Annotated in this window: 11 protein-coding genes; 1 reads left to right on the forward strand and 10 read right to left on the reverse strand. The window is 50.0% G+C overall.

Annotated features, from left to right (window positions below; all coding sequences use genetic code 11):
• Positions 1–119 precede the first annotated feature (119 nt).
• Positions 120–1,868, reverse strand: a complete 1,749-nt coding sequence (locus M3661_RS20605; protein ID WP_285853150.1) for a protoglobin domain-containing protein — start codon at positions 1,866–1,868, stop codon at positions 120–122.
• Positions 1,869–2,077: 209 nt separating this feature from the next.
• Between M3661_RS20605 and M3661_RS20610 the strand changes: the two genes are divergently transcribed.
• A complete protein-coding gene (locus tag M3661_RS20610) occupies positions 2,078–3,703 on the forward strand; it encodes a gluzincin family metallopeptidase (RefSeq protein ID WP_251488179.1) in 1,626 nt (541 codons plus the stop codon).
• Positions 3,704–3,876: 173 nt separating this feature from the next.
• On the opposite strand, the gene M3661_RS20615 is transcribed toward M3661_RS20610, so the two are convergent.
• From M3661_RS20615 to M3661_RS20655, 9 genes are all read right to left on the reverse strand, one after another.
• Positions 3,877–4,953, reverse strand: a complete 1,077-nt coding sequence (locus tag M3661_RS20615) for a hypothetical protein (RefSeq protein ID WP_251488182.1) — start codon at positions 4,951–4,953, stop codon at positions 3,877–3,879.
• 77 nt (positions 4,954–5,030) lie between these two features.
• Positions 5,031–5,870 (reverse strand): ABC transporter permease, encoded by an 840-nt coding sequence (locus tag M3661_RS20620; RefSeq protein WP_251488184.1) that lies wholly within the window; start codon positions 5,868–5,870, stop codon positions 5,031–5,033.
• A 7-nt stretch (positions 5,871–5,877) separates the two neighbouring features.
• On the reverse strand, positions 5,878–6,864 hold the full coding sequence (locus M3661_RS20625; RefSeq protein ID WP_251488187.1) for an ABC transporter permease: 987 nt from the start codon (positions 6,862–6,864) through the stop codon (positions 5,878–5,880).
• The gene (locus M3661_RS20630; protein WP_065292387.1) at positions 6,821–7,876 is read right to left on the reverse strand and encodes an ABC transporter ATP-binding protein; all 1,056 of its coding nucleotides are present in this window, start codon (positions 7,874–7,876) and stop codon (positions 6,821–6,823) included. The genes M3661_RS20625 and M3661_RS20630 overlap by 44 nt, the downstream gene beginning before the upstream one ends.
• A 27-nt stretch (positions 7,877–7,903) precedes the next feature.
• A complete protein-coding gene (locus M3661_RS20635; protein ID WP_065292386.1) occupies positions 7,904–9,079 on the reverse strand; it encodes a radical SAM protein in 1,176 nt (391 codons plus the stop codon).
• On the reverse strand, positions 9,076–10,269 hold the full coding sequence (locus M3661_RS20640) for a hypothetical protein (RefSeq protein WP_397376538.1): 1,194 nt from the start codon (positions 10,267–10,269) through the stop codon (positions 9,076–9,078). Before M3661_RS20640 ends, M3661_RS20635 begins: the two co-directional genes overlap by 4 nt.
• A 31-nt stretch (positions 10,270–10,300) precedes the next feature.
• Complete coding sequence (locus tag M3661_RS20645; protein ID WP_251488190.1) at positions 10,301–11,761, reverse strand: ATP-grasp domain-containing protein; 1,461 nt, start codon at positions 11,759–11,761, stop codon at positions 10,301–10,303.
• A complete protein-coding gene (locus M3661_RS20650) occupies positions 11,754–12,017 on the reverse strand; it encodes an acyl carrier protein (RefSeq protein WP_083189324.1) in 264 nt (87 codons plus the stop codon). Before M3661_RS20650 ends, M3661_RS20645 begins: the two co-directional genes overlap by 8 nt.
• A gap of 220 nt (positions 12,018–12,237) precedes the next feature.
• Entirely contained in the window at positions 12,238–13,110 is an 873-nt protein-coding gene (locus M3661_RS20655) for a sugar phosphate isomerase/epimerase family protein (protein WP_065292384.1), read from the reverse strand.
• Positions 13,111–13,256: the final 146 nt, after the last annotated feature.

Raw genomic sequence — 13,256 nt, forward strand, 5'->3', positions numbered from 1 at the left:
AGTTATATACAACGTAATTCCACCCGCGAGAATCCAGCCGCATCCCCGTTCAGTTCCTCTTCATCTTATATTTACGAGACAATCCAAACCGAAATCTGCTTACATCTCATTCCCACCGATTAGGCATGTTGCTTTGCAGGGCGGCGCTCCAGCTGAGTTCTCAGCTCATCCAACTGTGCCAACAGCTGCTGCGAGATCTCATTCATTCGCCGATAGGATACTGTCGCTGCATCGCGGTTGCCATTATCCATCTGACGAGCAGCTTCGCCTGCCAAGCGATGAAGCATCTCATGCTGCCCCACCATCTCCTTGAACAGTGGAAGATGGGCCACTGGCGAATCGCTTCGCTGCTGCTCTGTTGCAATCCATTTGCCAAGCCGGCATTGATGGAAGTCCTCCATGACAGCAGGATCACTCTCATCGAAGCCGAGAAGCCGATTATACGTGCACCATTTCCATAGTAGATGATCGGTTTTCATAATTCGAATCCATTGTGCATCATCGATATGACGGAACCATTCAAGCGATTGCTTGCGCAATGTCTCAACCGATTGACTGGTTGTATAGAGATGCTGACCGGTAGCCTTGGCCATAGACATCATTTCTTCTGTATTCTTCACAATGCCAGTCATGCTGGCTGTAATTTCTTGTGTAGCATCCGCTTGTTGTTCGACAATGGAAGCGATTGCATCCTCCGAAGAACCTACCTCTTCCACCGACAGCATCATACGATCCAACTGCTCGAAAGCGCTTTTATTTTTATGATGCTGGATATCCATTTGCTCCGACATATCCCGAGTCCGCGCTTGCACCGCTGTAGCCATGCCTTGAATGCTCTCAATGACATCATACACATCATGAACGGCCTGCTTCGTTTGATCAGACAGTTTGCGAACTTCCCCAGCCACGACAGCGAAGCCGCGTCCTTCTTCCCCAGCACGGGCTGCTTCGATCGAAGCGTTCAGCGCGAGCAGTTGTGTCTCTCCAGCGACCGTGTCGATTAACTGCACGACGTCCGTTAACTTCTGCATGGAACGCTGTAATTGGTCAAAGCGAGTGCGTGTATCTAAGAACAAATCATTCATCTTCTCGAAGCCTTCGATCGTCTCTTCAACAATCTTCCGATTCTCCTGAAGCGCCGCTATCATATTCACCGTATTCGTAGCAGAATCTGCCGTCTGCACGGACACCTCTTCAATGGAAGCTGTCAATTGCTCGGTAGCAGCCTGAATGTCCAAAACATCTTGAAGGGATCGCTCAGCAGCGATCAACAGTGTGTGCAGTCCATCAGACTGAATTAACATTTCCATAATGTCGCTATTGTTGTCCATCAGGCGATATTCCGTTGCAGACTGATAGGATTCCAATACAATTTGGGCATCCAGCATCACAATCCGGTGAAGCGCCATTAAGATCGCAGAAGCATCATTTGAACGGAAATCATTCACGATGATGGGAACCAAGTACTCATATACGCGCAAGAACGAGGCAATGAACCATTCCGGCTCTAATTGTATGCGGCTGTGTACCTGCCCAATTCGCTCTCTCATTCGCACGTATTCTGCATCGAATGAGACCTGAGGGATCGATTGCAAATAGGCGATAAACGTTCCCTTGAGCCTTGCCCTAGTACTGTGCTGATCAATCATTCGCTTCATTTCTGGCAATCCGAACAGTAAATCATAGTGGCGGTCTGTGATCGCTTCTGCGTACTTTTCCATGTAGGGAGCCAAACGACGCAGACATTCGGCATCTTTCGATGTGATTTGTAAGAAATTCATCTTTGTTCGTAGGGAATCCAATACAACAATATCGGATTCGGTTATCGAGTGAGGTAACATCGGTTTTCGGAGAATCACCGAATTCATCCCTTTCTCTCTCTAGTAGGTTGTTGATGTTTCCATAATTAATAGAATGCATATCCCCCTAAGTAATAGTACCATATCATTGATCATGACAAAACTGTAAGCTAACGTAAGTCAAATCAATAGATATGCTCCCTATAAATCTACTACAATGGAGTTAACATACAATTATGAACAACCTTACCTATTTATCGGCGGAAGGAGGGCCACCTATGAGCAACACATCGCGATTCCAACCGCGTCCAACACGATGGAAACTAGCTGTTACCTTGCTTGTCATCTGCCTGATGGCGCAGCTGCTAGCTGGGTGTGCGTGGGGCGGCAAGAGTGAGGGCAGGGCGAAGAAGGAGAATGCCTCCACCTCACCGATTCAGTATCAGATAAATGCCAATTGGAATGAGCAGACCCGAACGATACAATCGCAGGCCGTCGTTACGATTCGCAACGTATTCAATCGCAACCTTAATGAGCTAGTCTTCCATTGGTTTGCCGACAGCTACCGCAAGCCAGAGACGATGCCTGTTCAATTCAAGCAGCGCAACGAACAAATTCGCAATCAATCTCCTCAGGATGATGCCCATAACAGTCAAAGCATTGATGATCGGTTCTTCGGGGGAATAACGACGAAGAAAGTAACGACTTTAGAGGGCAAAGCACTGCAATTTAAGCATGCAAACCAATCGATGACGGTCACGCTTAACAAGGGGCTTGCTCCTAATGAGAGCGTATCGATTCGCATTCATTATGAAGTCCAAGTCCCGTATGGCGCACAGCGGTTATCCTATACAGATGATTATGTTGGCGGTACTTACTGGACGCCGCAGCTAGCCGTCTTCGATTCGATTCAAGGAGGTTGGAACCGGGTTCCGAACAATCCGAAATATAAGAGTGATTTCTTCTATGCTGCGGATTACGATGTAAGCTTGAATATGCCTGCCTCATGGAATGTGGCGATGACGGGCAGCTTGATTGATCAGCGTGTGGAGAATGAGAGGAAGATTGTTCATTCGAACGTGCAGAATGTCCGTCATTTCGGCTTCTACGCAAGCCCGAAATATATAGAGACGAAGGTCGATCTGCCTAGTGGCGGACAACTGTCTGTATTCACCTTCGAGCAGCCGGACGAGGAACAGATGAAGAAATATATAGCAGCGCTGCAGGATGCAATCGGATTCTATTCCGATAAGATTGGAATGCTGCCAATCAAGCATTGGAAATTCGCCGAAGCCCCATTCCCCGAAATGACGGACAGCTTAAACGAAGTAATCTTGTTCAACCGTCTCGGTGCAGCGGGTAATGAGCAAGGTGTGCTGTCACAGGATGTTCTGCGATCGATTGCCAAGCAATGGTTCTCACTTGCTATCGGACATAATGCGCTTACTGAAGGATTTTTGGAAGAAGGATTATCTGAATTCGCAGCTCAATACTATCGTCACGAACAGGAGGGAGCACCTTGGGCGATGTCGATATGGAACGGACAGTATCCAAATTTATCGCTGGATACATGGAAGGATCCAGATGCTGGAGCCCTCGTCATCCCATCCGAGCAATGGCCAGCCGTACTGTTCCAGAAGCAGGTAACGACTCCCGCGTTCCATGTTGGCCAATATTCTGAGCTGCTCTACCGCGTCAAGGGCGCTGCCCTAATGGTGCAATGGGTACAGAAGGCAGGCACCGAGGCACTGGACATCGTCTGGCACAAGTATTTCCAACGCTACAACGGACGGATGGCTACCATAGACGGATTTACGAATCTGATTGGCAGCACACTTGGAGATGCAAGAAAGTCAAACATGCAGGAACTGCTGTCGATGACAAATCCGAAGCCGCTTGCGTAAGTGGGTTTATCGAAGAATGATGGTAGAACACTCTGAAATCATCCTTATTCTATCAATGAATTAAGGGGCAGCAAATGCTGCCCCTTTTGCATGCTTATTGGTCGTCTGGGACTTGGACTCAACTGCTTGGATTGCCCCTCCGTCATCCTGCATTCATAAGCGGATATTCTGTTCTATCTCCGAAGCTGGGCCTCTCGTCCAAGCTCTACATGACCGCTTGCGAGCCACTCTTGCTCAAGTCTGTACAAATCCGTGCACATCCGATGAACGACCTGGCCATCCACACGACCGCTTTGAGCAGCCATTAAGAACACGTTCTTCAACTTATCCGCCCTGCGGGCAATGTTTCGCAGCAGCCGTACCCAAGGATGTTCACTTGACACCAAGGTCTCTGCGAAGCAAGAGTAAGCATAACGGGAACCTGCAAGAAATTTGAACGCATGAGAATGACAGTCGTACAACTCCGTCCATTTCGGGAAGAAATCCGGCTCCGGCTGATTCACCGTCCGGCTGATCATGTCATAGAACGTTGCATCGTCATGAAGCCCTCGCTGCCGCTCTAGGAAACGCTCCATGATCTGCCCCTTATCCGCTGAGTCATTCCGCTCGGGCCGACGTACAAGGAATACCTGTCTATCTTCTAGATGTACATACGGACTATCTACCATTCGACGGAAATCAGTCTCAGATACGAATCCTTCGAATTCGGGATAAGTATCACGCACCCAGTAACCTGCCCCGGCTGTGCAATCGGCCAGCTCAGAGTCTAGGCTAGACGTGCTGGATAGACCCTGAACCCACACCGAATGCACCGATTCTGGATGCCCGTAGAATCCTGGCTTCACATATGGCGACTCACCGCATACGATCCAGAGAAAGGCCGCTTGTTCTGAATAGTCGACGTCTTGCAAAATGGTATCAGCATCTTCATATGTCGCATACTGCACTTCATCATAGGCGACTCCGATTAGCCCCAGTTCAGACGGAACAAGGCACGGGGATTCATACAGCCATGGAAGCTTCTTATTTACATATAAGTGCTCATAAACCGAGCGCGTGCTCTCCCACGCATTGTAATACAACAGCTCAACAGGAACTCCCCACTCCTGAAGCGCAATCGATACTTGGACATTCCGACAATCGAGAAAGCCTTGTTCATAGCGCTGTCTTTCTTTCACTTGCATCTGTGCCTGTGCCCGTTCATGTTCTTGTTCTTGTTCTTGTTCTTGTTCTTGTTCTTGTTCAGCCATTTGAATTCACCGTCCTTCAGTACTTCCGTCCCTAATGTTCGTGTTCTTCCTACCTTCCATATAACTCCGTTCCTTATCTAGCTTCCAGCGCTGCTATATCCAACTACAGCCCGCTTCCAGCACCATCTCGTTGTGAGAAGCAGCAGGAGCGGTGCTGCAATAGCCCACACAATATCCCATGCGGCCAGCTCATGAAGCACAAACTTCGGAGCATAGTTGCTAATTAGAAAAATCGGAATCACGTACACGCCGATACGCTGCAGCCAACGTGGGAAAATATCTAAAGGCATATTGTTCGCGTCCCAAATCGAATGAGCAATCTCGGTCACTGCGCCAGTCTGAACGAAACGGAACGCAAGCAGCGCAGGCAGCAGCATGATGCCATACGTGACAAGCAGCGCAGATAACAACAAGGCGAAGAAGCCGAAGATATTGCCATCCAGCGGCAGATTCGCGCGATGCCAGCCGATGCCGATCATAACCGCACCGGCGATGACATTCGGGATAGGCAGACCAATATCGACATAACGCAGCGACACAAAAAATTGCAGCGATATCGGCTTCGTCAACATCAGATCAAGCGTCCCGTCGCGCACATATTGCTGCAGCCGAATGAAATTCACATAGAAAAGTCCCATGTAGAGCCCTGTCATCATCGTATAAGTGCCAATGAACAGCAGAATATGATCTGGTGTCAAGCTTCCGATATGCAGATCGGTCTGATACACAATTAGAATATATAACGCCTTGGCACAGAGGAAGGCAATCTCCACAGCGATGCCCATCCAGAAGTTGAACCGATATTCCATGCTTGCAGCGAGGCAATTTTTCACGAACACGCCGTATAAACGCAAGTAACTTCTCGCACTGTCAGTCCAAGAACGACACCAAGATAACGAGTACCAGCTTGTTCTCATCCCATCTTCAACCTCCCAGCCCGATGTACCGCTTAAGCCCGGCTCGCCAAGCGAGATGTGCTGCTCCTGCAAGCAGAGCAATCCAGCCGCACTGGATAAGCAGTCCCGTTAACGCTTCTCCCTCGCTCAATCGACCGTTCAGCACATTGACCGGGAAGTAAATGGTGTACTTGAACGGGAGCAAATTGAACCATCCATTGAGCGTATCGCCGAATACCTCAAGCGGTACGATGCCGCCGCTTAGAATTTGCACAAGTAGACCTGTGATCACGAAGAAGTACGAGATCTCTGCAAGACGAAACGCTAAGGCGCATATGGCGTAGGAGAGTAGAAACTGTACAGCTACCGCAAGCAAAAGCGCAGCAGCAAATAAGGCGATGCGGCTTGAAGACAGCACAGCATGACCATAACGGGAAGCGGCGAACAGCACGGCTGCAACTAAGCCGAGCAGGATACTGTCCGTCACGACGCGGCTCCCTGCATAAGCTGATACCCGATACCAGAAGTAACTAATGGGGCGAATTAAATAAGCGTTCAGCCCGCCGCTCTTAATGTCTTCGGCGATTGTGTGTTCCAGCTGTGTCATAACGAACTTCGCAATAAGACCGGATAGAATCGTGTACATGATCATTTGTCCGTAGTCATATCCGTAAAGTGTGTGCTGCTCCGAATTGCGGTACACCGCGCTCCATATCAGGGACTGAATGCCGATCGGAAAGAAGAGACTGATAAGTCCAATGACGAATTGGAACCTATATTCGAGCGAAGATTGAAATCCGATCCCGAAGGCGGCAGCATACTTGCCGTATTTCCTCCGATTGGATGTAGATTCCGCCCTATCCTCGCTCCGTTGATTAGGATCGCCCTCATTAGGTTTATCCTGGCTATGCTCATCCTGGCTATGCTCATTCTGACTATGTTCTTCCTGTCTGCACTCATCCTGATTACGGTTATCCTTCTGCTGCATGTCGTTCTGCTCCGGAAGCTTCCCCATCCGTTTCTTCCCCTTCTCGTTCTGCACATTTTGCTTCATATAGTTGTTCGATGACTTCCTCGATTGGAACATCCTCGACCGTCCAATCCTCAACGAGATCATGATCCAGCAGCAATCGTGCCAGCGGCTTCACCTCATCCGCTGCCACTTCCAATTCAGCCGACATTCCTTGATGCTCCCGCACCTCGGCAAGAAGACGAACAAGTTCTTGCAGCTGCTCAGGCGGAACGAATGCAGTAAATCGTACTTTCATTCGCTTGCGCCGTCCGAATGATCCGCTCATCCGCGCAAGCGCCCCGTCATAGGCAATTTCTCCGCTATGAATCACGAGCGCCCTGCTGCATACATGCTCGATGTCACGCATGTAATGACTTGTTAAGAGGATTGTCGCTTTCTTCTCCTCCTTGTAGGCCTTTAGGAACTGGCGAACATTTTGTTGTGCGGCAAAATCGAGGCCGAGCGTAGGTTCGTCAAGAAACAGCAATTGGGGGCGATGAATTAGCGCTGCAATCATCTCCATTTTCATCCGTTCACCTAGCGATAATCGCCGCACCTGCACACCCAGCAAATGCGTAACGTCCAGCATTTCAGCAAGCTCATCCAACGTTTTGCGGTACTCCAGATCGTCCACGCCATAGATACATTTGTTCAAATAAATCGATTCATTCGCCGGCAAATCCCACCATAGCTGACTCTTCTGCCCCATGACAATCGCGAAGCGGCGCTTGAACGCTTGCTGGCGCTCCCACGGCACGTAGCCGAGTACACGTGCTTCCCCATCCGTTGGGTGCAAGATACCAGTCAACATCTTCAACGTAGTGGTCTTTCCCGCCCCATTCGGACCAATGAATCCGACCGCTTCTCCCTGCTCAATCTCAAATGAAATTGAAGAAACAGCATGACGGTACAACTGTTCCCGATGAAATAGATTCCGAATGGAATGTTTAAGACCGTTCTGCTTGCGGTAATAGGTGAATGTCTTGCTTAATCCTCTGACCGTAATCGCACTCATGGGAGTCCTTCCCCTTCCCGTCAGCGTTTAAGCGCCATTATTATACAGGAGCACGCACTTCGAGCATACCGGCGTTAATCCACAGGACAATACTTCGCGCTGCTTGTTGTAGCTCTCTCCGTGGAAGACTTCTTTCAAACTGGATTCCCGCAAGTCCGCAATTGTGAATTCCGGGAAGAACTTGCATGGATTCACCTTGCCGTTAGGCAGCACATCCATGCGCGTAGATAAGGCCAGACATTCCTTCCGGCGCATGCCCGGACGCTCGGTGCCGAGAATGAACTCTCGCACCTCGTCCGCTTCTAATGCAGGTTGAAAACGAATGCGATTATTCCAGACGCGTGAACGCAATTTCTCCATCTCCGCAAGCAGCGGCTCTAAGTTCTCCGGCGACAAATGATACGTGAACGAATGCCAGCTCTTCTTCATCGGATCGTGGGCCGCTTCCAGCCACCCGAAATGCTCGGCAAAGTACGAATCCATTCGCTCTGCAACAGCCTCCGGAATATACCATGGGAAAACAAAATAGACAGAATTGACCCCCACTTCTTCGAAATATTCCATGAACTCATATAGTCGAGTTACCATCGCGTCATTGATCGTCAGGCTGATCGATACATCCCCCTTGAACTCACCCGAGCGCTTCTTATCCAGCAACAGCTGTATAGCCGCCGTTACCTTCTGGAAGATCCCTCGTCCGCGAATCGCATCATTCTCCTCCTCGAATCCTTCCAGACTAGCCAGCAGTGTGACACCCTCCGGCAGCTTGAGCAGCGAATCCAGCTTCTGCTCGACCAGCACCGCATTTGTGCAGATCGTCGCAATTCGAGGATCTGCCGCCAGCAGCTCGCACAGTTCATCCAGCTTCGAGTACATGAGCGGCTCGCCGCCCCACAGGAACATGCGCGAGCGGTAAGGTCTCGTTTCTTCAAATATTTTCTCGACTAACGAGAATTCGATTTCTCTCCGTGCTTCCTGACGCTCGAATTCATGATGGTAACCGTCGGGATTCCACTCGAAGCAGTGCTTGCAGCGCAAGTTGCAGCCATTGTTCAATTTAATGCCGATATCCCTTGGCAGATCGAAGGCAAAGGATGGATCCTCCTTCAGACCTCGGCTTCCCGTGCTCATATTATGAAGCGTCTGCTTCAAGGAACGGAACTCTGTCCGCGTTAACGTCGCACTTGTCTTCGGTTGCGTCATGTATACATCCCTCCGAAATCAGATAGTGAAAGCGTTTGGCTTTTTAAATTACAGTGCAGCTCATACAGCATTTCCCAAGAACAATCCGCCTCTAGCCAGCGGTCATAGGAAATGCCGAAGCCGAGCTGTTCCCATAGCTCTGCATTTGCCCGTTCGTGTTCGCCGAATGGCTCAAGATAAATTAATGGGGTGGCGGATGACAACGAATCGATGAGTGTTCCGCCACCAGGCTTGCTGACGATGGCCAAGCTGTTTCGAATCACCTCATACAGCAGCGGCCCGTTCGTGCCCCGTTCGTAGGTGAGCGGTTCATTCCGTTTCCATTCAGCCATTGGCGGATAAGCTGTATCAATTCGATTGGTTAGAGTGGTTAGAGTGGTTAGAGTGGTTAGAGTGGTTTGAGCAGTTTGAGTGGCTTGAGCAGCCTGCATAGTCCGATCATACGACAGTGATTCCTCCAGCCACGGGTGCCAATTTGGATCGGCCATATAGATTCGGTCGCACGGCAGCGCATCTAGCACTTCCTCTGAATGGTATGCCACGATGGCAAGTGAGTAATGGCGCTGGATATTCGCAATCTTGCTCCGATAAGTACCGATCCCCCAGCCACCTCCGTGCACGACAATCCGTCTCTCGCGCTCTGGATAGGGAACGAAATCTGCATCCGACATGGTCAACTTGGCATGAAGTTCGCTTGTACCCTCTCTCCCCAGTCTGTACAGCCAATGATGGCGATAGCGGGGGTATACATCTTCATATGGACGGTAGGACGGCGTATCGACTGCATCCAGTCGTAAGAACTCTGCGCGTATTGGCTCAGGATGCATCATCTTCTCATATCGCTGCAGAACAGGTATCCAGAACCCTGTAACAGCAAGGAAGACCGACCTTCCCTCATCTCTCCATCGCTGAAGCAGATTGGCTACGGCCCCTTCATCCAGCGTCAGACCAATATCTCGCGCCATTCGGGTTCCCATCTTAGCTGCCTCGAAGCTATTGTGAAAAAGCTGCTTCGTGCGAATCATATTGCGGCGTGTCTCCTCAGGGAAGAGGCGCTCCAGCACTTCAGCTTCTGCTGGAATCCCGCGCCGTCTAAGTTGCTCTACAAGTCGAATCCCCGGTACATAAGCACCGAGTGAATTTCCCGAGGTAAGAATGGTAATGGGTGAAGTATTTAGCAGTGTGAACACCTACTTTGCGATCGATGCTGTTCCATCTTATCTATGAATAAATCCGGTAGCCGAATGCCAAAAGCGCTTGATGAAGCTGACTGCCTAACGCCTCACTCTCGGCAGCATTATCCGCAACAAGTGACACATACCAGCGTCCTGAGCGGTTCTGAACGGTTGGTGAGAAGAGAGTATTCGCAGACAACGGCATCACGCCCGTGCGACGTTCCGGTGTGCATAACAGTTCTATTTCATCCAATTGCATCAACAACTGCTCGAATTGAGTGCTGGAGCTAGACAAATCTTGATCGGCGGTTCCTGCGGTTCTTGCGTCTTCTTCTACCATGCTTGCAGGCCGCATTGTCGATTGCTGCTCCCGTTCAGGGAGCCCAAGCTGGAGACATGTCAAGAAGCTGCGCTTCCCCCAGCGTTCCAAGTGGGCGTCTAAGCAATGGTTCAGCATTCCCATGGAATGTCGAGCGTTAATCTCCACTACTGGAAACACTTCACCGTTTTCCAGCAGCATAGAGTCAATGCATACGGGCCCGAAATAGCCGTCAATATACATCTGAGCGGCCAAACGTTCCATATGTTCGAAGTAACCCGCTTCTGCCAATCGGTTCACTAGATGTGCATCCGCTGCATATGAACCGCCATAATTCAACTGTCTATTCACCATTCGCTGTACGCCGAGCAGTTCCGTCCATCCGTTCGATGCGATATACAATTGGCAGGAGAAGTCCGCCTGCTTATTCAGCCAAGGTTCAACGATCAACTGTACCTGCTTGCCTGCCCTCTCCTGAGCACGTAGATAATCAGTTAGGCGAGTAAGAAGTGCCGAAACTTCGACGACTAGATTTCCGCTGCCTGATACTCCGTAGGGATCCTTCAAGATGAGCTTGCCGTGACGGTTAAGCAATTCAGCGCCAATTTGCTGCACGGCATCCACTCCCTCTGCAAGTCTGCCTGGAGGGTTCAAATCTAACTGCTGTGCAAGACGAAGCGAATACGCCTTCGAATTCACCTGTTTAACGACTTCCGCATCAGGAATTGCGCCGTCCAGGCCATACTTTTGAACAAACGCCTCCGCAGAGGGAATAACCGCGTAAGCAGCAAGCGGGAGTTCCCGCATCAATCTCTTCCATTTCGGCTCTGTGCATTGCTCCGATACGAGTTGGAATACATCCTTATTCCTCTGCTCGTTCCCGTTAGTCTGAGCGTTGTTGCATGCCAACGAGCGGAAGTAAAATCCTGCATCATGCAAATAGGCAGCTTGCGCCGCATTCCGTGGATGACGGGTCACGGCGAGGCCATCTTCTCCGCACAATGGGAACAGCAGCTCGTCCATATAATCGGCAGCAGCGTGCTCTTGCACTGGCCGAAGCGATGGCAGCTTCGCCAGCTCGGAAGGACGCCAATAGGCTTCCGCATCGAACATGCCCATGACAAGGCGCGGCCCATCATAGAGCGGCATAGATCTTAGCAGCAGTTCCTCCGGCAGAGGACTACGCATGCAGCTGCACCTCAGCACCAAGTGATTCCAGAAATCCTATGAAGGCCCGAGCCGTCTGCAAATGCTCGTAATCGAACCGCTCAAAATCCATTTGCACGTTGAACTGCTCCTCCACCTTCAACATAAGCTGAATCAGTTGCAGTGAATCGAGGCCAACCTCATCGACCAGGTTCGTCTCAGGAGTAAGCTTTATCTCCCAAGCAGCATCTTCCTTCACTTCGCCTACCATGCGTGCCAACTTGTCGATCGCGTGCACATTACCACTCCTATTCTCTGTACAAAATATCGAACTACCCTTCTTACCTTATGTAAAAGCACACAAGAAATATGTCAGTCTATTTTTATGACATCGCTTTCATCTCATATTTTTACAGACTACCTTCCCTATAAACGAAAGATCGACCCATGATAGACAAAAGAAAAAGAGACAGAAGCCGCATAACTTGCGACATCTGTCCCTTCTGAAACTCGAACTATTATCTATAACGCTTAATGAATTCCACAGCCTTGCGGATGTCTACTTCAGGTGTTTCGCCTGCTTCACGCTCAATCGTCAAATAGCCTTTGTAGCCGATATCAACAAGAGCTTGGAAGTAAGCATCGAAGTCAACTTTGCCTTCGCCAAGCGGCAGCTCTTCAAATGGACCGCTCGTTGCCATTTCCGCAATCTTCTCATGCGACATTGGCTCGAAGCCCAGCATGCCGTATACGGTACGCGGGTCAACCTCACGCAATCTCACGCCATCCTTCACATGTGTGTGGACGATGTAATCCTTCAGCGTATGTACGCCTTGAACCGGATCATCCCCTGTAACCATGACCATATTCGCAGGGTCGAAGTTGACAGCTACTCCTATGCCGGACAACGTATCGAGGAAAGACTTCAAATGTGCCGCAGGCTCTGGCCCCGTCTCAATAGCGAAGTGCGCGCCAAGGCTGTTCGCGTATTGGCTCAACTCCTCGCAAGACTGCTGCATCGCTTCGAAAATATAATTCTGCTCATGCGGCACGATACCGATATGCGTCGTTACCACATTCGTCCCCAGATCAAGTGCCAAGTCCAAAATGCGCTTGGACTTCTCCACCTTAGCCGGATTCGCCTCTTTATCTTGGAAGCCGTGTCCGCCCAAGTCACCGCACAGTGCAGATACGTGCAGACCGAGTGATTCGATATAACTGCGCATTTCTTTGCGCGCTTGAGGCGATAGGTTTGCCGGATCCATTTCTCCGCTAACCGCATAGATTTGGACACCGTCTGCGCCCACTTCCTTAGCTTTCACCAACGCTTCCCGCACAGGAATGCGGAAGCTGTCTGTAATGACTCCGATAGGGTTCGTAATTATCGTCATGAAATTTCACTCCTTCAATTATAGTGGTAGTGATATTGTCTTTCCGTGACATCTATGATTCAGGTTCATACTTGAACTTGGTTCAGACATAAATCATGCATTGCCTAACACGGATAGCCTCAACTGAGAACTAACGCAACACCAAG

The organism is Paenibacillus sp. MER 180, from assembly GCF_023713665.1.
GTDB classification, from domain to species: Bacteria; Bacillota; Bacilli; order Paenibacillales; family Paenibacillaceae; genus Paenibacillus_B; species Paenibacillus_B suaedae.

Excerpts from the sequence above, each read along its gene's own strand:
- M3661_RS20635 (WP_065292386.1), bottom strand. The coding sequence starts at position 9,079 with ATGACGCAACCGAAGACAAGTGCGACGTTAACGCGGACAGAGTTCCGT.
- M3661_RS20645 (WP_251488190.1), bottom strand. The coding sequence starts at position 11,761 with ATGCGTAGTCCTCTGCCGGAGGAACTGCTGCTAAGATCTATGCCGCTC.
- M3661_RS20610 (WP_251488179.1), top strand. The coding sequence starts at position 2,078 with ATGAGCAACACATCGCGATTCCAACCGCGTCCAACACGATGGAAACTA.
- M3661_RS20625 (WP_251488187.1), bottom strand. The coding sequence starts at position 6,864 with ATGGGGAAGCTTCCGGAGCAGAACGACATGCAGCAGAAGGATAACCGT.
- M3661_RS20615 (WP_251488182.1), bottom strand. The coding sequence starts at position 4,953 with ATGGCTGAACAAGAACAAGAACAAGAACAAGAACAAGAACAAGAACAT.
- M3661_RS20620 (WP_251488184.1), bottom strand. The coding sequence starts at position 5,870 with ATGAGAACAAGCTGGTACTCGTTATCTTGGTGTCGTTCTTGGACTGAC.
- M3661_RS20630 (WP_065292387.1), bottom strand. The coding sequence starts at position 7,876 with ATGAGTGCGATTACGGTCAGAGGATTAAGCAAGACATTCACCTATTAC.
- M3661_RS20655 (WP_065292384.1), bottom strand. The coding sequence starts at position 13,110 with ATGACGATAATTACGAACCCTATCGGAGTCATTACAGACAGCTTCCGC.
- M3661_RS20605 (WP_285853150.1), bottom strand. The coding sequence starts at position 1,868 with ATGAATTCGGTGATTCTCCGAAAACCGATGTTACCTCACTCGATAACC.